The organism is Clostridium sp. MB05, assembly GCF_046581255.1.
Taxonomy (GTDB): Bacteria; Bacillota; Clostridia; order Clostridiales; family Clostridiaceae; genus Clostridium.
Map to the genome: position 1 here is coordinate 507,454 of NZ_CP174370.1, position 25,514 is coordinate 532,967.

The following is a 25,514-nucleotide window of genomic DNA, read 5'->3' on the forward strand; positions in this document are numbered from 1 at the left end:
AATTATAAATATAAAATTATTAAGGGGGCATTTAATATGAGCAATTTAGCTAAACTTAGGGAAGTAATGAAAATAAAAAATATTGACTACTATATTATTCCAAGTAGTGATTCTCATCAGAGTGAATATGTATCTGACTATTTTAAAGGAAGAGAGTTTATATCAGGTTTTACTGGCTCAGCAGGTACTCTTTTAGTGGGGTTAAGCTCTGCTTATTTATGGACTGATGGAAGGTACTTTATTCAGGCTGATAAAGAATTAATTGGAAGTGGAATATCACTTATGAAAATGAGGACGATAGGATATCCAACTATTGAAGAGTGGATTGAAAAAAATATTAAATCAGGAGAAGTATTAGGATTTGATGGAAGATTATTTTCGGTAAATCAATATAAGAGCTTCTTAAAGATAGCAAAAAATGTTGGATTCCATATAAATATGGATAATGATTTGTTAAAAGAAGTTTGGTTAACAAGAAGCGAACTTCCTAAAAATAAAATATTTATACATGATGAGGTATATTCAGGTAAGTCTTCTTCAAAGAAGTTAGAAGAAGTGAGAAGCCATATGGGAGAAAAAAAGGCTAAAAATTATATAATATCATCTTTAGATGATATAGCCTGGTTATGCAATATAAGAGGAAATGATGTTAAGTTTAATCCTGTAGCACTTTCATACATTATTGTTAATGAAAAGTATGCTAATTTATATATAGATAAGCAAAAGGTTGATGATATAACAAAGGAAAGTTTAATATCTCAGGGATTTAACATATATGATTATGATGAAATAGGAAATCATGTTAAATTAATAAATGAAACAACTATAATAGATCCTAATAAATTGAATGCTAAAATATATTCATGTTTAAGTAAAGATATAGAAATAATAGATGAAGTTAATATAACAACAAGACTAAAGGCAATAAAAAATGAAGTTGAAATAAACAATATAGAGAATTCTCAAGTTAGAGATGGTGTTGCCATGGTTAGATTTATAAAATGGCTAAAGGACAATATAGGAAAAGAGAAAATAACAGAAATATCTGCAAGTAAAAGATTAACTAGCCTTAGAGCACAAGGAGAAAATTATAAAGGAGATAGCTTTGCTACTATAGCTGGGTATAAGGAGCATGCAGCAATGATGCATTATTCAGCAACGGAAGCAACGGATTATGAATTAAGACAAGAGGGTATGTTCCTTTTAGATTCTGGCGGACAATACCTTGATGGAACAACAGATATAACAAGAACTTTCATTTTAGGAAAGGTATCTGAAGAAGAAAAAAGAGATTTCACATTAGTATTAAAAGGACATATAGCTTTATGTAAAGCTAAATTTTTAAAGGGTTCCACAGGAATGAACTTAGATATATTAGCAAGAAGACCTCTTTGGGAATATGGTATTGACTACAAGTGTGGAACAGGTCATGGAGTTGGATATTTCCTAAATGTACATGAGGGACCACAAGGAATAAGGCCAGAGGGAAACACAACGGTATTAGAGCCTGGTATGATAATAACTAATGAACCAGGGGTGTACAAAGAAGGAAAGCATGGAATAAGGATAGAAAATACTCTTTTAGTAGTTAAAGATATTAAATCAGAAGAGTTCGGTGAGTTTTATAAATTTCAAACTATATCATATTGCCCTATAGATTTAAATGGAGTAGTTGTAGAAATGCTAACATCAGAAGAAAAAGTATGGCTAAATAATTACCATAAGACTGTATTTGAAAAGTTAAATCAATATTTAAATAAAGAAGAGATAGATTTCTTAAAGAATGAAACTAGAGAAATATAATAATTGAAAATAAAAAATGGACAATTTCTAATTGTCCATTTTTTATTAAATTATATACTATTCTTTTGGTGGAACTATAAACTTATTAACTAGTAAAGCTATAAAAATACCAAAAAGAGTTTCTACAGTTCTATTAACTGCATAAAAAATTGGATCAGAAAAGGCATGAATAGTTGTTACACCAAGAAAGGCTATGCAAGATACATTAATTGCTCCTGGCTTTTTTATTAAGTTACATGAGTATATAACTGCTATTATACCTATAGCTATAGTAAAGTAAATCAATAATTTGCTTAAAATGTCGGATTCAATATTAAACTTGAAATATCTACACAGAATTAAAAATAATAATCCTATAGCTGCTCCAACTATTGTTCCAACACCCCTATTTATGGCCATTTTAACTGAGTTTGAAACAGTACTCTGAAGACAGATAACAGCAGTTAAGCAAGCAAAAAAGGGCTCGTGGGGAAATAGCAATAAACATAAAAATACTGAAATTGCAGTTTTAATAGTTCTAAGTCCAACTTTAGGGATAGTAAAGTTCATATGTTGTTCTCCTTAATATTTATAATATCATTTGATTTCATTAGTTTTATCATCTTTTGATGAATTAATTTCATTAGTTTTATTATATTCTGGTGGGTTAATGTATTTATTAATAACAATTGCAATCATTATTCCAAAAGCTGTCTCTATAGTTCTTCTAAAAGAGTAAATTAATGGACTATCATAATTAGGTGATATAATAATACCAATTAAAACAATAGAAGCAATAGAACAGGCAGCTGGCTTTTTTACTAGATTACACAAATAAATAATTAAAGATACACCAATTGCAGCTATTATTGCAGAGAATGATGATAAATTAAATTTATTTATTGTAAAAAGTAAAAGAACGCCTAGAATACCACCGAGTAATGTACCTATTAATCTATTAAGGCCTGTTTTAACTGAGTTTTCTACTGTGTCTTGTACACAGATTACAGCTGCAATTGCAGCAAAAAGAGAATTCGGCCAAAATATTAGGCAAATTAAAACAGAAAGAGCTGTTTTAATATTTCTATAACCAATATGAGGTAAGTCAAATTTTCTCACAGTATCAACTCCAATCTTTTTTATAATATTATAGCATATAACTTATATAAGGTTAGTGTTATAAATATGACTTAAAATTATAAGACTATATGAAATAGTACATATTTTTAATTTGAGGATTATATTTATAGGTATGTAGTTACTAATTAATTTTAATTAGTAACTACATACTTATAAATATATATTGCAGATATAGTTATTACTATTATAAAATATAAATATTACAAATATGTTTAATAAGGATTGATTATATGAGTTTTTGGGTTTATTTAGTATTAACAGAAATAATACCATTAGGTTTGTTTATTGTAGGAGGATTGTACGAATCAAAATCTACAAAATATCCAGATATGAAAATAGGATATAAAAATAAATATTCAACACAAAGTAGCTTAGCATGGGAATATTCAAATAAGTTAGTGGCTAAGTTAAATGGATCTGTAGGAACATTACTATTTATAGTTAATGCAGTATTATTATTTATAATTGGAGAAAGTGCTTTTACTTTTTTATTAGCATTTAATTTATTTATGGTTGTTTTATCAAGATTGATGATAGATAATATAATAAAGAAAAAGTTTGATAAAGAGTGAATTGTTAAAAATAATTGACAGTATTTTTAATATAGAATATCATAATAATAAATGGAAAATGCAGTGAAGAGAAGAGTAGTGAAGAAATATAGTCTAAAAGAGAACTAGGTAAGGTGAAAGCTAGTGACAGTAATCTTCATGAATATGGACTTGGAGCAGATTCTTTGAGCTTATTAAGTTAGAGGGATACGGTAGCAACCGTTATATTGCAAGGTGAATAAATTTCACCTATTGAGATATTTATTGCGAAATAAGTATGAAATAGAGTGGTAACACGTATAATACGTCTCTATATAGGTCTTAATATACCTATATAGAGATTTTTTTTATTATAAAGAAGAAACCATGTTAGGGAGGAGAAAAGATATGTGTAAAAAGACATATTATATAACTACACCAATTTACTATCCATCAACTAAGCTTCATATTGGAAATACTTATACTACTGTAGCAGCTGATGCTCTTGCAAGATATAAGAGATTAACTGGATATGATGTAATGTTTTTAACTGGAACAGATGAACACGGTCAAAAGATACAAAGAATAGCAGAAGAAAAAGGTATAACACCAAAAGAGCATGTAGATGAAATAGTAGCAGGAATAAAAGATTTATGGAAAATGATGAATATCAATTATGATAAATTTATAAGAACAACTGATGATTACCATATAAAAGCTGTTCAAGATATCTTCAAAAAATTATATGATAAAGGAGATATATATAAATCATCATATGAAGGCCTATACTGTACTCCATGTGAATCTTTCTGGACAGAAACTCAATTAGTTAATGGAAACTGCCCAGATTGCGGTAGACCAGTAGAAAAGTCAAAGGAAGAAGCATACTTCTTCAAAATGAGTAATTATGCTGATAAATTAATGGAATATATAGAGTCTCATCCAGAGTTTATACAACCAGAATCAAGAAAAAATGAAATGGTTAATAACTTTTTAAAACCAGGTCTTCAAGATCTTTGTGTTTCAAGAACTAGCTTCAATTGGGGCGTTCCTGTAACATTTGATGAAGGACACGTTGTATATGTATGGATAGATGCTCTTTCAAACTATATTACAGCATTAGGTTATGGAAGTGAAAATAAAGACTTATATGATAAATATTGGCCAGCAGATGTACATTTAATTGGTAAGGATATTTTAAGATTCCATACTATTTATTGGCCAATTATGCTAATGGCTTTAGATTTACCATTACCAAAGCAAGTATTTGGTCATGGATGGTTACTTGTTGATGGTGGAAAGATGTCAAAATCTAAAGGCAATGTTGTTGACCCAGTAACATTAGTGGAACATTTTGGAGTAGATGCAGTTAGATATTACCTATTAAGAGAAATACCATTTGGATCAGATGGATTATTTAATAATGAAATATTTATAAAGAAGATAAACTCAGATCTTTGTAATGATTTAGGAAACCTTCTTTCAAGAACAGTAGCTATGATTGAAAAGTATTTTGATGGAGCTATACCAGAAAACTCAAGCAAAGAAGCTATTGATGATGAATTAATAAGCTTAGCTTTAGAAACTACAAATAAAGTTAATAAAGCTATAGATGATTTAAGAATTCCAGAAGCTCTAGAATATATATTTGATTTAATAGGAAGAGCAAATAAATATATAGATGAAACAACTCCTTGGATACTAGCTAAGGATGAAGAAAAGAAGGAAAGATTAGGTACTGTATTATATAACTTGGTAGAAAGTTTAAGATTTGCATCAGTTTTATTATCTGCATTCTTACCAGATACAAGCAAGAAAATAAATGAACAAATAAATACAACTAATATTTCTTTTGAATCCTTAAGTAGCTTTAATGGTACTGTTGTAGGAACTAAGGTTCAAAAAGGTGAGGCTTTATTCCCAAGAATAGATGTTGATAAGAAGCTAGCAGAATTAGATGCCTTAAGAGAAGCTCAGTTAGCAGAAAATAAAAAAGATGAAAAAAGAGAAATTACTCCAATAAAAGAAGAAATCACAATAGAGGATTTTGAAAAAATAGATTTAAGAGTAGTAAAAGTATTAGCTTGCGAACCGATAAAAAAAGCTAAGAAGTTACTAAAATTAAAGGTAGATTTAAATGGAGAAGAAAGACAGGTAGTTTCAGGAATAGCACAATACTACAAGCCTGAAGATTTAGTAGGGAAATATGTAGTATTAGTAGCTAACTTAAAACCGGTAACATTAAGAGGTGAGTTATCACAAGGGATGATATTAGCAGCATCAACAGATGATGATAGTTTGTTAAAGGTAGTAAATCCAGGAGAATTACCAACTGGAAGTCAAGTAAGATAAATCTTTATAATTTAATTAAGTTTATTTTAAAAATGATGATAAAGGAGGATAGGGGAACCTATCCTCAAATTTTTATAAAAAAATAATTATAATAAGGAGACATTGATATGAAAAAAACATTCGATATATCTAAAGAAAAAAGAGAAGCTTTAAAGAATGAAATAAAAACCTATTTCTATGAAGAAAGAGATGAGGAATTAGGTGATTTAGCATCAAATATGATACTGGATTTCTTTATGGATAAATTAGCAGTAGAATTTTATAATCAGGGGATAGAAGACTCTTATAAATATATTATAGATAGAGCAGAAGATTTACTTGGAATACAAAAATAAAGCAATAAGAAAATAGTGAGGGGATATTTATGAATATTATTATAGGAAATGCATGGCCATATGCAAATGGGCCACTACATTTAGGAAGAATAGCAGTATTACTCCCAGGAGATATTATTGCAAGATATCATAGGCTTATGGGAGATGATGTTGTGTTCTTGTCAGGAACAGACTGTCACGGAACTCCTGTAACTATGAGAGCTAAAGAAGAGGGAATAACCCCTATGGATGCTGTAGTTAAGTATCATAATGAATTTAAAAAGTGTTTTGATGACTTAGGATTTTCTCTTGATATATTTGCTAAAACTCACTCTACCTATCATGAGAATAAGGTTAAAGAGTTTATATTAGATTTATATAAAAAGGGATACATATATGAAAAGGAAATTGATCAAAAATATTGCGAAAACTGTAATGAGTTTTTACCTAAGGCATATATGGAAGAAAAGTGTCCTTATTGTGAAGAAAAGTTAGTTACACAAACAAAGCATTTATTCTTTTCACTTTCGCAATTTGAAAATGATGTTAGGAGACTTTTAATTAGGCAAAAAGGTTGGAGAGAAAATGCTCAAAAGATAGTAAAAAGATATTTAGATGAGGGTTTAAGGGATAGAGCTGTAACAAGAGATTTTAATTGGGGAGTAGATGTTCCTTTAGAAGGATATGATGATAAAAAAATATTCGTTTGGATTGAGGCGGTTATGGGATATTTAACTGCTAGCATGAAGTGTTTAGAGGAAAGAAATGAAGATTGGAAGGAATATTGGCAAGGAGAAGATTCAAGAATTTACTTTGTTCATGGTAAAGATAATATACCCTTCCATACAGTTATATTTCCAGCTATATTAGCAGGGATTGGAATAAAGAATCCTAATTTAAGAATAATATCAAGCGAATATATGAAGCTAGAAGGAAAAAATTTTTCATCAGTTAAAAATTGGGCAATATGGGGTGACAATATAGTTGGCAATTATAATATTGATACTTTTAGATATTATTTATCCTTAAATTCGCCAGAGGTTAAAGATACCGATTTTACTTGGAGGGATTTTATAAATACAGTAAATAGAGATTTGGTTAATTGCTTTGGAGGCCTTGTTAACAGAACAATTGAACTTGTTCATGATAAGTATAATTCTAATATACCAAATGGAAAAGTATCAGAGGATTTTAAAAATGAAGTGCTTAATTTATATTTTGATGTAGGAGATAGTATAGAAGAAGGAAGTTTCAAAAAGGCTCTTTCGCAAATATTGTCATTTATTAAAAAGATAAGTAAGTATTTTAATGATGAAAAATTATTTGTAGAAAAAGAAAAAAATAATGAAAAGTGTATAAATACAATATATGAATGTATTCAAGCAGTTATAAACCTATCTAATTTGCTAGAGCCATTTATTCCAAATACATGTGAAAAAATTAGAAAAGCATTAGATTTAGATGAACCTATATGGAGTTATGTAGAAAAGAAAAGTGGCAAAGTATCAGAGTTAGAGGTGTTATTTGATAAAATAGATAAGAGAAGGGCCTTTGAAGAAGTTAAAAGATTAAAAGAAGAAAAAATAAAATAAAAAGGAAAAACCCTAGATTAAATTACTTTGGGGAATAATTTAATCTAGGGACCATTAGATGGTTTTAGGGGTAAATAATAATGCTTTAACTACTTTACAAGTATTATAATACATTAATAATATGACAGTAATGTGTCAAAAAAATAAATAAAATATGAATAAATTAGTAACCTTTTCCTAGCATTAAAAATAATTTTATTAATAAAATTAAATTTCGATATTATTAATATTTACAATTCTAATTAATAGTTGTATAGTATTTTTGTTAATAGAATATTAACACATTAACAATTGAAAATTATTTAATGTATAAGGAGAAACATTAATGGACAAGTTTTCTATTTTAACAGGTCTTATAGGTGGACTAGGCTTATTCCTATACGGAATGAAACTTATGGGTGATGGCTTAGAAAATGCTGCCGGTGAAGGATTAAAATCAATATTAGAAAAACTAACAAGTAATAAGTACATAGGAGTACTGGTTGGAGCTGGGGTTACTGCTATAATACAAAGCTCAAGTGCAACAACTGTTATGGTTGTTAGTTTTGTAAACGCAGGATTAATGAATTTACTTCAAGCTGCAGGAGTAATAATGGGAGCTAATATAGGAACAACTATTACAGCTCAAATGGTATCATTTAATTTAGATGCAATTGCTCCATTATTTATAGGAGCAGGAGCAATAGTATTACTTGTAGCTAAAAAGAAAAGAGTTAGAGATTTAGCTAGCATTGCATTGGGATTTGGTATATTATTCATGGGTATGGGCGTAATGTCTGGTGCTATGAAGCCTATTGCAGAAGCAAGTTGGTTTAGAGAATTTGTTATAGTAGTTGCAGATAATAGTATCCTAGGATTACTTGCAGGTCTTGGAATGACAGCTGTTGTACAAAGCTCATCAGCAACTACAGGTATTTTAGTTGCTTTAGCAACAACAGGAGCTATAGATATGCGTTTAGCATTTCCTGTAATATTAGGTTGTAATATAGGAACTTGTGTTACTGCTATATTAGCATCATTAGGAGCTAATAGAACAGCTAAAAAGGCCGCACTAGTGCACTTGTTATTTAACACAATAGGAGCTATAATTTTCTTCCCATTTATAGATCCATTTATAAGATTAGTAACAGCAACTGATCCAACTAACGTAGCAAGACAAGTTGCTAATGCACATACTATATTTAATGTTACAGTTACAGTATTGTTATTACCGTTATCAGCATATTTAGTTAAAATAGTTAATAAAATACTTCCAGGAGATGCTGAAATAGAAAAAGAAGGAGCTATTTACTTAGACAAAAAGTTATTAGAAACCCCTATCGTCGCAAATGGACAAGTTTTTAAAGAAACATTAAGAATGGCTACTAAGGCAAAAGAAAACTTAGCATTAGCGATGAATGCATTTACAGAAAATAATGTAGAATCAGTAGATAAGGTTTATCAAAATGAAAAGATAATTAATGCATTAGAAAAAGATATAACTGATTACTTAGTTGAATTATCACAATTAGAGTTGCCAGAAGAAGATATAAAATTGTTTAGCTCAACTTATCATGTAATTAATGACATAGAGAGAATAGGAGATCATGCAGAAAATATTGCTGATTTAGCTATAGAAAAAATTAATAAAAACATACATCTTGGAGAAAGTGCAAAAGAAGAGTTATCAATTATATTTGGTAAAACTATGAAAGCTATTGAAATAGCTATTGAAAGTTATAATAGTAAGATGTTAGTTGCACCGAAAGAAATAGAACAAATAGAAGACGAAATAGATAAATTAGAAAAGCAGTTCAGAGAAAATAATATAAAGAGATTAAATGAAAAGTCTTGTTCCGCAGCTTCTAGTGTAATATTTTTAGATTTAATAAGTAATCTAGAAAGAATAGGGGATCATGCAAATAATATTGGGAATTCAGGAAAAAAGCATAAAATAAAATAATTAATAAATGAAAAAGCCTGCTATTTAAGCAGGTTTTTTTACTATTTATGAAATTATATTTTTATATTTATTTAATGTAAAGAGTATATAAAGTGTGTATTATATGATTTTTTGTAATATAATAATATTTATAATAATTTAGGGATAAAATTGGAGGAATTATGATGGAAAATAAGTATGTAATATTCGACACACATGCACATTATGATGATGAAGCTTTTGATGAAGATAGAGAAAATGTTTTAGAGCAAATTAAAGATAATGGAGTTATAGGAATTTTAAATTGTGCATCAAGTTATAAAAGTATAGAAAAAACTAATAAGTTAACTGAAGAAAAAGATTTTATATACGGAGCATTAGGGATACATCCAGAGAATGCAAATGAGTTTAATGAAAATGTTAAAAGAGAAATAGTAAGTTTAATTGAAAAAAATAAGAAAATAATAGCTATTGGAGAAATTGGATTAGATTATTATTGGGACGAAAATCCATCAAAAGATATTCAAAAAGAAGTATTTAGAGAACAAATGAAACTAGCAGAAATGTTAAATCTACCAGTTGTAATTCATGATAGAGATGCTCATGGAGATACTTTAGAAATAATAAAAGAGTTTCCTAATGTTAAGGGGATAGTGCATTGCTTTTCAGGAAGCACGGAATTTGCTATGGAGTGTATAAAATTAGGGTATTATATTGGTATAACTGGAGTAGTAACATTTAAAAATGCAAAGAAGATAATAGAGGTTGTTAAGCATGTCCCACTAGAAAAGCTACTAGTTGAAACAGATTGTCCATATATGGCTCCATCGCCAAATAGAGGAAAAAGGAATAAATCAGACTATATAGCTTATATAATAGAACAAATTGCTGTAATAAAAGATTTAGACCCAAAAGAAGTAAATTTAGCTGTAAATGATAATTTTAAGAGGTTGATTGGAAATAATATATAAAGTACAATAAAAAAGTAATAACTTGAAAAAAATTACAATTGATAATTATTGATACACAAGGATGAAATTAGAATAAAGAACAATCTACTTTTGATAAAGAACTGCAATTTGGCTATTATTTATAATTTATAATTTATATTTTAGTATGCATAGTATGCATTTATTCGCAGTTTCATTAATGCAAGAGGTCTCAATTTGACAAAAATGTTTATTTCAATTATAATTCAAAAGACGCTCTTGCCAAGGGAGGTAAAGTAGATGGTAGAAAAATATAAAGAATACCTGAAAAATAATTTTTCTAACGGTCCAAAGGCAAAAATACTGATAGGCGCTATAGTAGCTACTATTATTCTATCAGTGACGTTCATAAGTATGAGAAAGACAATAACAATGAAAATAGACGGAGAAGAAAAGACTTTTGTCACATATAAAGGGACTGTTAAAGATGTGTTGAATACTAACGGGGTAGAAATTGGCCCTAAAGATAAAGTTCAACCAGCTTTAAATAGTAAAGTATCTGAAGGCGATACAATAGCTATTAAAAGAGTTGTTTCAGTAGAGCTTACTGTAGGAGATAAACAATTAAAGATTGATACTGCAGAAGATACTATAAAAGAAATGCTAGATGCAGAAAAAGAAGAACTTAAGAATCAAGGTGTTGAATTTAATGAAGGAATAGATGAAATTAGCCCTACATTAAATTCAGAAATTTCAGACGAATTAAAAATTAACCTTGTTAAGGTTGAAGTGAAAAATGAGTTAGCTAAAGAATCTATAGGTTTCGATGTAGTTATAGAGTCTGATTCAAGCCTTGATAGTGGACTAGAACAAGTAAGACAAGATGGAACTTCAGGAGAAAAAGAAGTAAATTATGAAATAGTTTACAAAAATGGCAAGGAGTTCTCTAGAGAAATTAAGAGTTCCAAAGTGGTAGCAGAACCAGTTAACAAAATAGTTGTGCAAGGAACAAGAAAAACCCTTGCAAGTAGAGATGGTCAACTATTAAATTATAAGAGCGTAATATATTGTGAATCTACTGCATATAGTGGAGGCGGAGTTACAGCAACAGGAACTGTACCTGTAAGAGATCCAAGTGGGATAAGTACTATAGCAGTTGATCCAAGGGTTATCCCTCTAGGAAGTTTAGTATATGTAGAGGGATATGGAAAGGCTGTAGCTGCAGACACTGGTGGTGCTATAAAAGGAAATATCATTGATGTATATGTTAATTCTCAAGAAGAAGCATATAATAGTTGGGGAAGAAAATATAATGTTCCTGTTTATATTTTAGCTTATCCAGGAGAATGGTAAAATAGAGGATGCTCTCAAAGTTAGAGCATCCTTTTATTTTGCAATTAATTTGACATAATAAGCTTATAGGGATAAATTATTATTTGGATATAATAAATAAAGATAAGGAAATTACTTTTATTAACGGAAAGGAAGTTAATATTTTGATTAAAGAAGTTATAGTTGTTGAAGGTAGAGATGATATAACTGCTGTAAAACAGGCAGTTGATGCTGAAGTTATAGCTGTAGGCGGATTTGGAATAAATGCAAAAGTAATAGAAAGAATAAAAGAAGCTCAAAGAAGAAAAGGTGTAATAGTTTTAACAGATCCTGATTTTGCAGGAGAAAAGATTAGGAGTATAATATCTAAAAGAGTAAAAGGAATAAAACATGCATATATAGCCCAAGAGGACGGCATAAAGGGTGATGATATAGGTGTTGAAAATGCAACTCCAGAAGTTATTATAGAAGCTTTAAATAGAGCTAAGATATCAGAAGAAGTAGTTGAAGAAGTATATACATCAGAAGATATGTTTCATTTTAAACTAACAGGTGATATTGATTCAAAAAGAAGAAGAATTATTTTAGGAAAAGAATTAGGAATAGGATATGGAAATGCAAATCAAATGTTAAACAGATTAAATAAATATTCTATAACTAAAGAGGAATTTATTTCGGCAATAGAAAAAATAGAAGAAAGCTTAGGGGTGAGTAGATAATGGAAATACAAGATATAAAAACAGCAGAGTTGGTTAAAAAATATAATTTTAAATTTTCTAAAAGTCTAGGACAAAACTTTTTAATTGATGATTCTGTACCAAGAGATATAGTATTAGGAGCAGAAGTTGATGAAAATGACTTAGTAATAGAAATAGGCCCAGGAGTTGGGACCTTAACAGCACAGCTTTTAAATAAGGCTAAAAAAGTAGTAGCAATAGAGCTTGATAATGACTTAATACCAATTTTAAATCAGGAAATAGGGGATAACCCTAAATTCACATTAATACATAGTGATGCATTAAAAGTTAATTTTAATGATATAATTGGAAACGAAGAAAGCGTTAAATTAGTTGCTAATTTACCTTACTATGTTACTACCCCTATAATAGTTAAATTATTAAAGGAAAGTTATAATTTTAAGTCATTGACTATAATGATACAAAAAGAAGTGGCAGAAAGAATGAATGCAGAGCCAGGAAATAAGGATTATGGTGCTCTTTCATTATTAGTTCAATACTATTGTAATACTAAAATAATAAGAAAAGTATCACCACAATGTTTTATACCAAGACCTAAGGTAGATTCTATAGTAATAAGATTAGATAAGCTACAAGAACCGAAAGTAAAGTTAGATAATGAAAAATTATTCTTTGACATTATTAGAAGTTCTTTTAATATGAGAAGAAAAACTCTTTGGAATGGTGTAAAAAATATAGGATTAAGTAAGGAAAAATTAGAGCTAGCATTCAATAATGCAGATATAGATCCTAAAAGAAGAGGCGAAACTTTAACTATACAGGAGTTTGCTAATTTAGCAGATAAAATAAATGAGCAGTTAAAGTAACTATATTAAATAAGTTTATATAGAAATAAAATTATTTCTGACTCGTGAGAATTTTGGTGTAATATCAAATAATCTCACGAGTTTTATTTTTAACATATTTAGCTATACTATGCATATAATGTATTGAATTAATCTAAAGTGGAGGTTCTAGAGGTTTGTCGCAGTTAAATAAATTGTATAGAAATTTTATTATTTTACAAGAAGATGAGAGAGGCTATTCTAGCTCTAATGACAAAACCTTATCAGGATATTCAAAGATAGAGGCAAAAGGTGATAGATGTAAAATTTCATTTTATGCTCAAAATCTAAGAAATGACGGTGATGATTATTGCATTATGGCTATATGCAATAAAAAAGATACTAAGAAAATAGTAGACTTGGGTAAAATCACTATATCAGATGGGGGAAAGGCAGAAATAACAAAGGAGTATTCTGTTGATGACATAGCAGGCTTAGGACTATCTTATGATAAAATATCAGGGGCTGCAATAGCTAAAATGAAAAATGAAATGCCTATAATTATTATGTGTGGATTTATAAATGGAGAACAACCGGGAGATAATTGGAAGAATTATAAGATGGTTAAATCTGCAAAAGATCATTCAAAAGATAAAATGGATTATATGAAAAAAGAGGATAAGAAGAAGGAGAAGAAAAAGGACGATAAGAAAAAAGAGCATAAGAAGTGTGAAGAATATAGAGAAGAGGAAATAAAAGAAGAAATAGTAGAAGAAGTAAATGAAATAATAGAAGAATTAGAGGAGCCAAGAGAGGAAATAAGAGAAGAGATAAGAGAGGAAATAAGAGAAGAGATAAGAGAGGAAATAAAGGAAGAAATAAGAGAAGAAGATGTTAGGGAAGAAAAGCCTTACGTAAAGGAAAATCAAAATTATTATACTTTAAATGTAGAAGAGGAAAATACAGATGAAGTATTTAACCAAAGTGAAAATGGAATGAACATGAAAATGGAATATCACAATACAGACAATCCATTTATAAACAATGGCTATGGACAAAATCCATTTGCAAACAAAGGCTTTGATCCTAATTACTATGGTATGAATTCATTAAATAGAGAAAAGAATAAATTTGATGAATATGAAGAAAAAATAGAGGAAACTTCAGATATATTTAAAATTAGAGGAAGTGTTGGAGAGTACTTTGAAGGAATTGCAAGTGGATTTGAGTGTTGTAGAAGTGAGTATAGAGAAATAAAATACTGTAAGTGGTATAAGATTCCAATACATGATTTACACGAAATGTGCAATATGTCAAACTACAATAGATATACTGTAGCATATTATCCAATGCTTAATTACTATCCATATATAAGAAAGTATGGAAACTTCATGTTAGGATACAAATGTGATAAAGAAGGGAATTTAAAATATATAGTATATGGTATTCCAGGAAAGAAAAATAGAGATGAGCAGCCTTATGAGGGAAAAACTGGATTTGTAACTTGGATAAGTAATGAGACTAGGGATGGTATGGGATGCTGGCTAATGTTCTATGATTTCAGAAATTCAACTGTTGTTGTACCTATGCAGTAAGGTATAATAATAGAATGTACTTACAAACCCTAATGAGTATATTAAATGAATAAGAAAAAAATTTATATAATGGCTCTACTGTTATTCCTAATGTTTCTTATTCTTTGTATGAAGAATTTATTTATAAATGATATAAGAAAAGTTGCAATTTCAAATAATAATATAGAAAAATTTAATGACCATTTATTGAGAGAAGGAAAATATAAAGTTTCATTGCCAGAAGGTTGGGAGATAGATGAAAAAAATACAAGCTATAATAGTGATATAAATATTATTTTTAATAATAAAAATAATATAAGTGGCAATATTTCTATTATAACTGGAGATGTAGAAGATATTGCGGAGAATATTGCTGTTAATGATGCTAAGATTATAGTTGTTGATGATTATGATTATACTTGGAATATAGTAAGTATTAATAAAGAGAAATTCATAAATAAATACTATATAAGAAAATACTCAGAGGGAAAAGTTCTTATAATCAAATATTTTTATAAGTCTGGAAAAGAAAAAAATAGCATAAATGTTGTCTTTGATACAATATCGAAGAGTTTTCAATAATTCTTTAATAAAATTTGCTATTAAAGAATTAAAGTATTATAATTTATTTATAGTTAAGGAGAAGCTAATGCTTCTCCTAATTAATTATAATTTATTGTAGGGACACTATTGACTTTTTAAATAGAGGGGAATGATACAATTGAAAAAGCCAATAAAAAATATAATTACTATATTAGTAATAATCCTATCGGTTAGTTTAACATCCTGTGGAGTGATGGATAATATAAAGGGTAAGTTTAAGAGGGATAATGGTTATTTTGACTACTTAGGAAGTGGAAAAGTAGATGTTATAAGTATTCAAAGTGTTAGGGATAAGTCGTTTAAATTTATTGTAACAGACGATAAAGCTATATTAAGTATGTATGAACTTTTATCAAAGGCAAAAGTTAGTGAAAAAAAATCTGATTTACAACCAGATTACATATTTGAAATAAAAATAGGTGATGAAGTTAAAAAATTTAACTATATAGTAGGTGCCTATGATGGTAATTTTTATGATGAAAATATGAGCTTTACAGTATCTAAAAGATTAGATGAGAGCATAATACAAAATTTGTCTATTATAAGAAAGCCTAGAGATTTTGAATACATATATTATAACTCAATATTAGAAGTTATGAATCGAAAGAAAAAAGAACTTAATGATGGAAATAATAAGGTTGGAATTGATATTCAAGGAGATATAGATTGCCTTAAGTATATTTTTTCAGCGGATATAGAAGACTTTTTAGAGAGAGCTAAGAAAATTACTCCTAATGTTGAAATGGTAGAGAATAATGAGAGTGAGTTTGATATAGTTATAAAGGTTAAGAATAGAGGACATAATTCAACTGTATATAAAAGTAATATAACAGTAGAAGATAAGAAGAATAAATTAGAGGATTATTACTATGTAGTTGGGGAAAATGAATTTAAAGAATGGAACATTGATATTTACTCAAAAAAAGATGTTCCGAAAGAGGTAGAAAAAAACTGGTAGGAGGTAATAATTATGTCAGGTTGTTCAACTTGTCCAAGTAAAAATAAATGTAGTTCTAAAGAAACAGTAGGCTCACAAGGTTGTGGAAAACTATTGCCGAAGTACGGTGAAATAAAAAATGTTATTGGAATAATTAGTGGTAAAGGTGGAGTTGGTAAGTCTACAGTTACTGGTATATTAGCAAGTACCCTAAGAAAAAAAGGATATAAAGTTGGGGTTTTAGATGCAGATATAACAGGTCCATCAATGCCAAGATTTTTTGGTATAAATGATAAAAGAGCAGTGATAGAACCGATAGATGAAAATAATTTTAAATATAATCCTGTAGAGTCTAAGGGTGGAGTAAAGGTATTATCAATGAATTTACTAATACCAAAAGAAGATGATCCAGTTGTATGGAGAGGTCCTATAGTAACAAGTGTATTAACCCAATTATTTACTGATACTATTTGGGGAGAATTGGATTACTTATTAATAGATATGCCACCTGGAACATCAGATATTACATTGACAGTAATGCAAAGTTTTCCTATAACAGAACTTATAATTGTTTCAACACCACAAGATATGGTTTCTATGATAGTTAAAAAAGTAATAACGATGGCAAATAAAATGCCATTACCAATAAGAGGCGTTATAGAGAATATGTCTTATATTCTTTGTCCGGGATGCGACACAAAGATGAGGGTGTTTAGTAAAAAATCTGCAGAAGAACACGCTGAGTATTTAGGAGTTCCTTTACTTGGAGAGCTACCTATAAATGTAGATTTAACTGAAGCTTTAGAAATGGGAGCAGCAGAAGAGTATGTAATTAATAATGATTTATACTCATTAATTTTTGAAGGTTTATACTAACAATACATAATATTTATATTTACTGGGGATATTATTACTGAATTTTAAAAAAGAAAGGAAGTAATAATTATATGAACGCTCATGTAGATAAGGATATTTGTATTGGATGTGGACTATGTCCATCAATTTGTGAAGCAGTTTTTGAAATGGATGATGATGGGAAAGCAGTAGCTAAGGTTCCAGATGTTCCTAGCGACAACGAGGATGAAGCTAAGGATGCTGAAGCAAGTTGTCCAGTAACTGCGATAAGTGTTTCATAATAAAAAGATGCTTGATATCAAGCATCTTTTTATTATTTAGGAAATTATAAGAAGCTTACCATGTGAATAGCTTTTTATAATTTCCTTCCTTCAGTTTTGAAGTTTGCCTATGTAATTTGGCGATGACTTGGATGACACGACGGAATAAGCAAAATTGCATAGGCGAAATTTTTTATTAGAAAAAATCTACTAATTTGTCTTGTGTAATTTTAGGATTACTATTAGTATTACAACTTAAGCTGTTTGAATTTATATTTACAAAAGCACCAATACTTAAATAATCACTTACTTGAGAAAGAGGAACTTTAACAACAGTATCATCTTCCAATGCTACAAATGCTTCAAAGTAATTATAATCAATAATTTTACCTTTCAAAATAACACCACCTAGAAATTATTAATATTATTTTGTGTAAAATTATAAATAAAATACATAAGGAGAATATAACTACTTTACTTATAAAGATCTTTATATATTATTTTAAAAACTTTTAAAGCTTCTTCTATTTTGGGTTTTAGAAGATGTTTTCTAGTATTGTATTCATTTAGTCCTTTAGGTGTAAGAGAGTACACCTTTTGAAATTTCTTCTTAGGATCATCCCATTCACCAGTAATATATTCATCTTTTTCAAGTTTTTTTAACAAAGGATATATTCCACCTGTACTGGGAATCCAAAATCCATTTGTACGCTGGCCTATTTTATTTGCGATATCATTTCCATTAGTAGGTCCTGTGGTAAGTATATGAAGAACATAAATAGGTAATAGCCCTTTAGTAAATACTTGGCCAACAGATTCTTTTTCTTTTTGAATCTTTTTTAGTTCTGCTAATTTTCTTTTATATTCTTCATGAAGTCTTTTTTCCTCTTCTTTTATATCTTCTATACTGCTTAAGTGAAGATTATACTTATCCATGTTAATAAACCTTTTGAATTGCTAGGCCAAGTAAACCCGGTCCTCCATGTACACCTAAAGCAGGGCTTATTTGAGACATATCAAGGTTAACTATATTTTTTAATGACTTTAGAGATTCCATAAATTTTTTAGCCTCTTCTAAAGCTCCACCTTGGAGAACCCAAACCTTACAAGGTCCTAAAGCAAGTTCATCCTTTAATATATTTGTTAGTTTTAGTATAGATTGTTTTCTTCCTCTAGCTTTACAAACAGTATAATAAATACCATCTTCATCAACAGATACAACAGGTTTTAAATTGAGCATTTCACCTATTGTACCAGAAATTTTACCAATTCTTCCGCCTCTTTTTAAGTATTCTAATGTATTTATAGTAAAGTATCCACTAATTTTTTCTCTTATTTTTGGTATAGAATCTACTATCTCTTCAAAGCTTTTGCCACTTTCAATTAAATTAGAAATTTCTAGTGCAATGATACCTTCTGGCATAGCCAAAATTTTAGTGTCAAAAACATGTGATGTTAAATTAGGATGATCCTCTAATGCCAATCTTATAGAGTTAAATGTTCCAGATAAACCACTAGACATAGTTACAGCAATAACGTGAGTATATCCTTCATTTTCTAATGAAACCAAAATTTCTTCTGTATTGTCTGCACTTGGTAAAGAAGTTTTAGGAACTTCTTTTTCTAAGTTGTTATAAATTTCATCAGCAGATATATCTATTTTATCTCTATATTCCTTATCAGAATAAATAATTTTAAGTGGTAGTAACTTTATATTTTTTTCTTTAAGTATTTCAAGAGATAAATCACAAGCGCTATCAACTAATAATGCTATTTTTTGCATAAAAATCCTCCCGATATCAAATTAAAATCATAATTTTATAATCTCAAAATATTCAAATTATATACATTTAATTATATCATATCAAATATATATATCAATACTGATACTATTTTTAGTTATCAGTACTGATATAGTTTTTTATAATAAGAATCTTTACTATAAATTTTTAGTTACTTATAAGAAAAGTTTAAATAAAAGGAGAAAAATACCATAAATTAAATTAAAACTATAAAATATGAGTACCCTATAATTTGATATGAATATTTTTAGAGAGTATAATAAATAATAGTATTAAATACAATATATTGTATGGCGGAGGTTATATAAATGCTATATGTAGTAAAAAGAGATGGTAGAGAGGTTTCGTTTGATTCAATAAAAATAGCTACGGCGATAAAAAAAGCAGGAGATGAAATAGGAATTAATTTAAGGGATATTGAACTTTTAGATATAGTTAAAAAAGTTATAAGCTATATAGAATTATCAGGAAAAGAAAAAGTAACTGTTGAGGAAATTCAAAACTTAGTTGAAAAAGCATTGATTGATAGTAAATATGAAAATATTAAAGTGGCATACTCTAATTACAGAAAAGAAAGAACTAAGGTTAGAGCAATTAAATCGGATTTAATGAGGGCCATAGAAAAAATAGGAATAGAAACAGATAGAGATAATGCTAATGTTGGAAATAATTTTAGCTCTAAGTTGCTAAGAATAGCATCAGAGTCTAATAAGTGGCACAATTTAGCTGTTATGCCTAAACATTTAGCAAAGGCCCATGAAAATGGAGATTTATATTATCATGATTTAGATAGCTATAATTTAACTACTAATTGTTTACACATACCAACTAGAGAGATTTTAGAAAAAGGATTTAATACTGGATATGGCACTATAAATCCACCTAAAAGAATAGAAACAGCGGCAGAACTTTCTTGTATTTTACTTCAATCAACTCAAAATGATATGTTTGGAGGGCAGTCACATCCAGACTTTGATAATGACCTGGGTATATTTGTTGAGCCTACAAGGAGAGAGTTAATGCTAGAGTTGGAGGAACTTGGCTTAGATAAAGAAAAGATAGAGACATTAACAGAAGCAAGATTGAAAAAGAGAGTGCATCAGGCTATGCAAGGAGTCGTATATAATTTAAATACTATGCATTCAAGAGCAGGATCACAGGTTCCATTTAGCTCAATAAACTTAGGAATACCAAACTCTGAAGATGCTGCATTAATATGTGAAGTATTCTTATTAGAGTATGAAAAGGGATTAGGTAAGGGAGAACAACCTATATTTCCAAACATAATATTTAGAGTAAAAGAAGGTGTAAATAGGGATCCTGGAGATAAGTACCACTATTTATATCAATTAGCTTGTAAAGTTGCAGCTAAGAGAATGAATCCTACATTTATGAATATAGATGCTGATTTCAATAAAGAGTATTATGATATGGGATATATGCCAGCAACTATGGGATGCAGAACTTATTTAATGAAAAATGTTAACGGAGAGCCTGGTTGTAAGGGAAGAGGTAATATAGCTCCAGTAACTATTAATCTACCTAGAATAGGAATTCAGGCAAAGGGGAATATCCAAGTATTTTTTAGTATATTAGATAAAAGATTGGAGCTGGCTAAAGAAGCCTTATTACACAGATATGATATTTTGAAAAAGCTTAAGGTTAAAGACTTACCTTTTGTTGCAGGTCAGGGCTTGATGAAGGGATCTGAGGGACTTTCGCAAGAGGATTCAATAGAGCCAATATTAAAGCAAGGAACTTGGGGAATTGGGTTTATAGGCCTTACAGAAACATTAGTTGCTTTAACTGGAAATCATCATGGAGAAAATATTAAATCAAGAGAATTAGGGATTGAAATAATAAGTTATATAAGAGCATTTATTGATAGATCAACAGAAGAAACAAAATTAAATTGGAGTTGTTATGCAACACCAGCAGAAGGTCTTTCAGGTAAATTTATAAAAAAGGATAAGAAGGCCTTTGGAGTTATTAAAGGAATAACAGATAAAGATTATTACACTAATAGTTTTCATATACCAGTTAATTATCCAATATCTATAAAGGATAAGATTGATATAGAAGCACCTTATCACAAATTATGTAATGCAGGTCATATAAGTTATATAGAAGTAGATGATTGTCCATCTGGTGAAGCTATTATGGATATATTAAATTATGCGTATAAAAATACTAACATAAGTTATTTAGGAATAAATTTCCATATAAGATATTGCAAAAATTGTGGAAAATACTTAAATAGTAGTGAAAGAAAATGTATTGAATGTGGAAGTGACGATATACAAGGTGTATCAAGAGTAACTGGTTATTTAAGCTTAGATGAAAGATTTGGACCTGGGAAGTATGAGGAAAGAGCAGATAGAATATCTCATGTAGGAAGTAAGAAGAATAACTATAAAGTTTTATAAAATGCAGTTAGTCTATAATATGTATTAAAATTTATAAAAAAATTATAGTACTACATTAGATTAGTTTTTTCTTTAAGTAGAATTTATTTAAAGATAATATTAGTTATAAATATTAAAAAATATAAGTAGAGGATTGTAAATTTAGGTTTTAATAAATTTACAATCTTTTTTTTGAACTAAGTTAACAATGCAGGATTTTTATAAAATATTTCATTTTTATGATTCTCAAACCTTCTTTTAGGTGTTTGGGTTACATTATTTGAAATAAATTTATAAAAACTTGCAATTTTTATAAAAATCAGATGAAATTTACTTGTTTGAAGTTAGTGTGTATGCTAAAATTAGTAATAATAATTATAGGAAAAGTATAATTTATTCATTTATTAATTGGGGTTAAGTTAATTAGCAATAAGCAGTAATTATTTTTGAAAAGGGGGAAATTGAATATGTCCATTAAAAATTTAGATAATGGTAAAGAAATTTTTATTGTGGATACTACTTTAAGAGATGGAGAACAAACAGCAGGAGTTGTTTTTGCAAATGAAGAAAAAATAGCAATAGCTGAAATGTTAAGTGACATAGGAGTTGATCAGTTAGAAGTAGGGATACCTACAATGGGTGGAGATGAAAAGAAAGCTATAAAGCAAATTGTTAAAAGAAATAAAAAATCAAGTATCATGGCTTGGAATAGAGCTGTAATAAAGGATATAGAAGAGTCAATAGATTGTGGTGTAGATGCTGTAGCTATATCTATATCAGTATCAGATATTCATATACAACATAAGCTTAAGACATCTAGAGAATGGGTACTTGAAAATATGGTTAAGTCAGTAGAGTTTGCTAAGAAAAATGGCTTATATGTATCTGTTAATGGGGAAGATGCATCAAGAGCAGATAGAGAGTTTTTAGTTCAATTTATTGAACTAGCCAAACAAGCTGGCGCTGATAGATTTAGATATTGTGATACAGTAGGTATAATGGAGCCATTTAAAATTAATGAAGATATAAAGCACTTATATTCAAATACTAATTTTAATATTGAAATGCATACTCACAATGATTTTGGAATGGCAACAGCTAACGCTATAGCAGGAGTTATGGCTGGAGCATCACATGTTGGAGTAACAGTTAATGGTTTAGGAGAGAGAGCTGGGAATGCTGCTCTAGAAGAAGTTCTAATGGCTTTAATGTTTGTTTATAACTATGATAAAAATATAAATACAACTATGTTTAGAGAGGTTTCGGAATATGTCTCTAGGGCATCAGGAAGAATATTGCCTTCATGGAAAGCTATAGTTGGAGACAATATGTTTAGGCATGAATCAGGAATACATGCAGATGGGGCAATAAAAAATCCTAGAAACTATGAAGCTTTTGATCCTAAAATAGTTGGATTAGAAAGACAAATTATTATAGGTAAGCATTCAGGAAAAGCTGGAGTAGTAAATAAGTTTAAAGAATATGGGGTAAATTTAGATGAAAAATCTGCTCAAGTTATACTTGAGATGGTAAGAGCAACATCGGTAAGGCTTAAGAGAAGCTTATTTGATAAAGAACTTGTTCAAATATATAAAGAATATTTAAGGCTAAGTGAAGAACAAAGCAATTAATTAAAAGGGGGCAATAAATAAATGGGGCATAACTTAGTTTATAAGATTTTAAAAAGTCATTTAGTAGAAGGAAAGATAGAATCAGGAAAAGAAATAGGTATAAAAATAGATAGAACATTAACTCAAGATTCAACAGGAACAATGGCATATTTACAATTAGAAGCCATGGAGATAGATAAAGTAAAAACAAAAAAATCCGTAGCTTTTATTGATCACAATATGCTTCAACAAGGGTTTGAAAATGCTGATGATCATAAATTTATACAAACTGTAGCATCAAAGTATGGGGTCTATTTTTCAAAACCAGGTAATGGTATATGTCATCAAGTATTTCTAGAAAGATTTTCAGTTCCAGGGGACACTCTCATAGGTTCAGATAGTCATACACCAACTGCTGGAGGGGTTGGAATGCTTGCAATGGGAGCAGGTGGATTAGATGTGGCTTTAGCAATGGGGGGAGGAGCCTACTATATAACAACTCCGAAAGTTTGTAAAATAAACTTAGTTGGCAAATTAAAGCCAATGGTTGCAGCTAAGGATATAATATTAGAAGTTCTTAGAAGACTTACAGTTAAAGGCGGTGTTTCCAGAGTATTTGAATATTCAGGAGATGGAGTTAAAACTCTTTCAGTACCTCAAAGGGCGACTATAACCAATATGGGTGCAGAGCTTGGAGCAACAACATCTATATTTCCAAGTGATGAAAAGACCTTAGAGTATTTTAAGGCACAAGGAAGAGAAAAAGATTGGGTAGAGTTTAAAGCTGATGAAGACGCATTATATGATGAAGAAATTACAATAGACTTAAATAACCTTAAGCCTTTAGCTGCTAAACCTCATAGTCCTGACAATGTAGAAGAGGTTGAATCTATTGGAAAAATAAAAATTGATCAAGTAGCTATAGGAAGCTGTACAAATTCTTCTTATGAGGATTTAATGAAAGTAGCAAAAATATTAAATGGAAGAAAGGTTCATAAAGATGTAAGCTTAGTTATAACTCCAGGCTCAAGGCAGGTTATGGAAATGATAGCTAGGAATGGAGCGTTAGGTGATATAATAAGTGCTGGAGCAAGAATATTAGAAAATTCTTGTGGACCATGCATAGGAATGGGACAAGCACCAGGAACTGATGGTGTATCATTAAGAACTTTTAATAGAAACTTCTATGGTAGAAGTGGAACATTATCTGCTAAAGTATATTTAGTTAGTCCAGAAACAGCAGCAGTTTCTGCAATAAATGGAGTTCTTACAGATCCGAGGGAACTAGATATAGATATCACAGTAAAAATGCCAAAAGAATTTTTGATTGATGATTCTATGATAATAGAGCCGGCAGAAAATGGTGATGATGTAGAAGTTGTAAGAGGACCTAATATAAAGACATTCCCTGTAAATAAAGAGTTAGGAGAGAATGTAAAAGGTAAAGTGATTATAAAAGTACAAGATAATATTACAACAGATCATATAATGCCATCTAACTCGAAATTACTACCATTTAGGTCTAATATACCTTATTTAGCAGAATACTGTTTTAATACATTAGATGAAGGATTCCCTAAGAGAGCTAAAGAAAATAATGGAGGTATAATAGTTGCTGGAAATAACTATGGACAAGGATCTAGCAGAGAGCACGCAGCATTAGCACCGCTATATTTAGGAGTTAAAGCTGTAATAGCAAAATCTTTTGCAAGAATTCATAAAGCTAATTTGGTTAATAATGGAATTATTCCTATGGAGTTTGAAGCAGAAGTTGATTATAATAAAGCAAATCTTTTAGATGAGCTAATTGTGGATGACATCAAAGCAGCTTTAGTAAATGGGAAGGCTAGAATAAAAAATTTAAGTAACGGTACCAGTTTTAATGTATATGTTAATTTAACAGATAAAGAGGTAGATGTAATAAAAGCTGGTGGAAGATTAAATTATGTTAAATTAAATAGTTAAATATAAAAAAAATTGCATGTGAGAATACATGCAATTTTTTTTGCCTAATAGTATGTTTACTTTATACTTAATGTTATATAATTAAGTTA

At 29.2% G+C, this 25,514-nt stretch carries 23 protein-coding genes and 1 other annotated feature; of the genes, 18 read left to right on the forward strand and 5 right to left on the reverse strand.

All coding sequences use genetic code 11. The features are described from left to right. Positions 1 to 36: 36 nt before the first annotated feature. A complete protein-coding gene (locus ACH36K_RS02500; protein ID WP_411169430.1) occupies positions 37 to 1,803 on the forward strand; it encodes an aminopeptidase P family protein in 1,767 nt (588 codons plus the stop codon). A 57-nt stretch (positions 1,804 to 1,860) separates the two neighbouring features. Here ACH36K_RS02500 and ACH36K_RS02505 read toward each other — a convergent pair whose 3' ends face one another. Beyond that, entirely contained in the window at positions 1,861 to 2,352 is a 492-nt protein-coding gene (locus ACH36K_RS02505; RefSeq protein WP_411169431.1) for an FUSC family protein, read from the reverse strand. Between the two features lie 27 nt (positions 2,353 to 2,379). Continuing rightward, complete coding sequence (locus ACH36K_RS02510; RefSeq protein ID WP_411169432.1) at positions 2,380 to 2,901, reverse strand: FUSC family protein; 522 nt, start codon at positions 2,899 to 2,901, stop codon at positions 2,380 to 2,382. Positions 2,902 to 3,152: 251 nt separating this feature from the next. Here ACH36K_RS02510 and ACH36K_RS02515 point away from each other — a divergent pair, with 251 nt between their 5' ends. The 14 genes from ACH36K_RS02515 to ACH36K_RS02580 all read left to right on the forward strand — a co-directional run bounded on the left by ACH36K_RS02515 (position 3,153) and on the right by ACH36K_RS02580 (position 17,664). Next, a complete protein-coding gene (locus tag ACH36K_RS02515; protein ID WP_322413383.1) occupies positions 3,153 to 3,494 on the forward strand; it encodes a hypothetical protein in 342 nt (113 codons plus the stop codon). A 54-nt stretch (positions 3,495 to 3,548) separates the two neighbouring features. Next, positions 3,549 to 3,788 (forward strand) — a binding site (T-box leader). A gap of 51 nt (positions 3,789 to 3,839) precedes the next feature. Beyond that, on the forward strand, positions 3,840 to 5,804 hold the full coding sequence (metG, locus tag ACH36K_RS02520; protein ID WP_411169433.1) for a methionine--tRNA ligase: 1,965 nt from the start codon (positions 3,840 to 3,842) through the stop codon (positions 5,802 to 5,804). A gap of 107 nt (positions 5,805 to 5,911) precedes the next feature. After that, a complete protein-coding gene (locus tag ACH36K_RS02525; protein WP_411169434.1) occupies positions 5,912 to 6,139 on the forward strand; it encodes a DUF2164 family protein in 228 nt (75 codons plus the stop codon). A gap of 29 nt (positions 6,140 to 6,168) precedes the next feature. Further along, entirely contained in the window at positions 6,169 to 7,710 is a 1,542-nt protein-coding gene (metG, locus tag ACH36K_RS02530; RefSeq protein WP_411169435.1) for a methionine--tRNA ligase, read from the forward strand. 325 nt (positions 7,711 to 8,035) lie between these two features. Next, positions 8,036 to 9,652 (forward strand): Na/Pi cotransporter family protein, encoded by a 1,617-nt coding sequence (locus tag ACH36K_RS02535; protein WP_411169436.1) that lies wholly within the window; start codon positions 8,036 to 8,038, stop codon positions 9,650 to 9,652. 164 nt (positions 9,653 to 9,816) lie between these two features. Further along, positions 9,817 to 10,602: a TatD family hydrolase gene (locus ACH36K_RS02540; protein WP_411170646.1), complete on the forward strand. Its 786-nt coding sequence runs from the start codon at positions 9,817 to 9,819 to the stop codon at positions 10,600 to 10,602. 258 nt (positions 10,603 to 10,860) lie between these two features. Beyond that, the gene (locus tag ACH36K_RS02545) at positions 10,861 to 11,913 is read left to right on the forward strand and encodes a 3D domain-containing protein (RefSeq protein WP_411169437.1); all 1,053 of its coding nucleotides are present in this window, start codon (positions 10,861 to 10,863) and stop codon (positions 11,911 to 11,913) included. Positions 11,914 to 12,056: 143 nt separating this feature from the next. Then, a complete protein-coding gene (gene rnmV / locus ACH36K_RS02550) occupies positions 12,057 to 12,611 on the forward strand; it encodes a ribonuclease M5 (protein WP_411170647.1) in 555 nt (184 codons plus the stop codon). Beyond that, on the forward strand, positions 12,611 to 13,456 hold the full coding sequence (gene rsmA / locus ACH36K_RS02555; protein WP_411169438.1) for a 16S rRNA (adenine(1518)-N(6)/adenine(1519)-N(6))-dimethyltransferase RsmA: 846 nt from the start codon (positions 12,611 to 12,613) through the stop codon (positions 13,454 to 13,456). The genes rnmV and rsmA overlap by 1 nt, the downstream gene beginning before the upstream one ends. 155 nt (positions 13,457 to 13,611) lie before the next feature. After that, positions 13,612 to 15,009, forward strand: a complete 1,398-nt coding sequence (locus ACH36K_RS02560; protein WP_411169439.1) for a hypothetical protein — start codon at positions 13,612 to 13,614, stop codon at positions 15,007 to 15,009. A 108-nt stretch (positions 15,010 to 15,117) separates the two neighbouring features. Further along, a complete protein-coding gene (locus ACH36K_RS02565) occupies positions 15,118 to 15,570 on the forward strand; it encodes a hypothetical protein (RefSeq protein WP_411169440.1) in 453 nt (150 codons plus the stop codon). Between the two features lie 130 nt (positions 15,571 to 15,700). After that, positions 15,701 to 16,549, forward strand: a complete 849-nt coding sequence (locus ACH36K_RS02570) for a hypothetical protein (RefSeq protein ID WP_411169441.1) — start codon at positions 15,701 to 15,703, stop codon at positions 16,547 to 16,549. A 12-nt stretch (positions 16,550 to 16,561) separates the two neighbouring features. Further along, on the forward strand, positions 16,562 to 17,404 hold the full coding sequence (locus ACH36K_RS02575) for an Mrp/NBP35 family ATP-binding protein (protein ID WP_411169442.1): 843 nt from the start codon (positions 16,562 to 16,564) through the stop codon (positions 17,402 to 17,404). A gap of 71 nt (positions 17,405 to 17,475) precedes the next feature. Then, positions 17,476 to 17,664, forward strand: a complete 189-nt coding sequence (locus ACH36K_RS02580) for a ferredoxin (protein ID WP_411169443.1) — start codon at positions 17,476 to 17,478, stop codon at positions 17,662 to 17,664. Positions 17,665 to 17,839: 175 nt separating this feature from the next. Here ACH36K_RS02580 and ACH36K_RS02585 read toward each other — a convergent pair whose 3' ends face one another. The 3 genes from ACH36K_RS02585 to ACH36K_RS02595 all read right to left on the reverse strand — a co-directional run bounded on the left by ACH36K_RS02585 (position 17,840) and on the right by ACH36K_RS02595 (position 19,426). Further along, positions 17,840 to 18,040, reverse strand: a complete 201-nt coding sequence (locus ACH36K_RS02585) for a hypothetical protein (protein ID WP_411169444.1) — start codon at positions 18,038 to 18,040, stop codon at positions 17,840 to 17,842. Between the two features lie 77 nt (positions 18,041 to 18,117). Beyond that, positions 18,118 to 18,579: a PadR family transcriptional regulator gene (locus tag ACH36K_RS02590; protein WP_411169445.1), complete on the reverse strand. Its 462-nt coding sequence runs from the start codon at positions 18,577 to 18,579 to the stop codon at positions 18,118 to 18,120. Position 18,580: 1 nt separating this feature from the next. After that, a complete protein-coding gene (locus tag ACH36K_RS02595) occupies positions 18,581 to 19,426 on the reverse strand; it encodes a DegV family protein (RefSeq protein ID WP_411169446.1) in 846 nt (281 codons plus the stop codon). Positions 19,427 to 19,753: 327 nt separating this feature from the next. On the opposite strand from ACH36K_RS02595, the gene nrdD reads away from it, so the two are divergent. The 3 genes from nrdD to ACH36K_RS02610 all read left to right on the forward strand — a co-directional run bounded on the left by nrdD (position 19,754) and on the right by ACH36K_RS02610 (position 25,425). Then, entirely contained in the window at positions 19,754 to 21,871 is a 2,118-nt protein-coding gene (nrdD, locus tag ACH36K_RS02600) for an anaerobic ribonucleoside-triphosphate reductase (protein WP_411169447.1), read from the forward strand. Between the two features lie 446 nt (positions 21,872 to 22,317). Continuing rightward, positions 22,318 to 23,481: a homocitrate synthase gene (nifV, locus tag ACH36K_RS02605; RefSeq protein ID WP_411169448.1), complete on the forward strand. Its 1,164-nt coding sequence runs from the start codon at positions 22,318 to 22,320 to the stop codon at positions 23,479 to 23,481. A 21-nt stretch (positions 23,482 to 23,502) separates the two neighbouring features. Beyond that, positions 23,503 to 25,425 carry an aconitate hydratase gene (locus ACH36K_RS02610; RefSeq protein ID WP_411169449.1) on the forward strand — a complete coding sequence of 641 codons (1,923 nt, stop codon included), beginning with the start codon at positions 23,503 to 23,505 and terminating at the stop codon, positions 25,423 to 25,425. Positions 25,426 to 25,514 lie beyond the last annotated feature (89 nt).

Excerpts from the sequence above, each read along its gene's own strand:
- ACH36K_RS02570 (WP_411169441.1), top strand. The coding sequence starts at position 15,701 with ATGATACAATTGAAAAAGCCAATAAAAAATATAATTACTATATTAGTA.
- ACH36K_RS02525 (WP_411169434.1), top strand. The coding sequence starts at position 5,912 with ATGAAAAAAACATTCGATATATCTAAAGAAAAAAGAGAAGCTTTAAAG.
- rsmA (WP_411169438.1), top strand. The coding sequence starts at position 12,611 with ATGGAAATACAAGATATAAAAACAGCAGAGTTGGTTAAAAAATATAAT.
- nrdD (WP_411169447.1), top strand. The coding sequence starts at position 19,754 with ATGCTATATGTAGTAAAAAGAGATGGTAGAGAGGTTTCGTTTGATTCA.
- ACH36K_RS02540 (WP_411170646.1), top strand. The coding sequence starts at position 9,817 with ATGGAAAATAAGTATGTAATATTCGACACACATGCACATTATGATGAT.
- ACH36K_RS02545 (WP_411169437.1), top strand. The coding sequence starts at position 10,861 with ATGGTAGAAAAATATAAAGAATACCTGAAAAATAATTTTTCTAACGGT.
- ACH36K_RS02575 (WP_411169442.1), top strand. The coding sequence starts at position 16,562 with ATGTCAGGTTGTTCAACTTGTCCAAGTAAAAATAAATGTAGTTCTAAA.
- ACH36K_RS02580 (WP_411169443.1), top strand. The coding sequence starts at position 17,476 with ATGAACGCTCATGTAGATAAGGATATTTGTATTGGATGTGGACTATGT.
- ACH36K_RS02500 (WP_411169430.1), top strand. The coding sequence starts at position 37 with ATGAGCAATTTAGCTAAACTTAGGGAAGTAATGAAAATAAAAAATATT.
- ACH36K_RS02565 (WP_411169440.1), top strand. The coding sequence starts at position 15,118 with ATGAAGAATTTATTTATAAATGATATAAGAAAAGTTGCAATTTCAAAT.
- ACH36K_RS02595 (WP_411169446.1), bottom strand. The coding sequence starts at position 19,426 with ATGCAAAAAATAGCATTATTAGTTGATAGCGCTTGTGATTTATCTCTT.
- nifV (WP_411169448.1), top strand. The coding sequence starts at position 22,318 with ATGTCCATTAAAAATTTAGATAATGGTAAAGAAATTTTTATTGTGGAT.
- ACH36K_RS02535 (WP_411169436.1), top strand. The coding sequence starts at position 8,036 with ATGGACAAGTTTTCTATTTTAACAGGTCTTATAGGTGGACTAGGCTTA.
- ACH36K_RS02515 (WP_322413383.1), top strand. The coding sequence starts at position 3,153 with ATGAGTTTTTGGGTTTATTTAGTATTAACAGAAATAATACCATTAGGT.
- metG (WP_411169433.1), top strand. The coding sequence starts at position 3,840 with ATGTTAGGGAGGAGAAAAGATATGTGTAAAAAGACATATTATATAACT.
- ACH36K_RS02590 (WP_411169445.1), bottom strand. The coding sequence starts at position 18,579 with ATGGATAAGTATAATCTTCACTTAAGCAGTATAGAAGATATAAAAGAA.
- ACH36K_RS02610 (WP_411169449.1), top strand. The coding sequence starts at position 23,503 with ATGGGGCATAACTTAGTTTATAAGATTTTAAAAAGTCATTTAGTAGAA.
- ACH36K_RS02505 (WP_411169431.1), bottom strand. The coding sequence starts at position 2,352 with ATGAACTTTACTATCCCTAAAGTTGGACTTAGAACTATTAAAACTGCA.
- metG (WP_411169435.1), top strand. The coding sequence starts at position 6,169 with ATGAATATTATTATAGGAAATGCATGGCCATATGCAAATGGGCCACTA.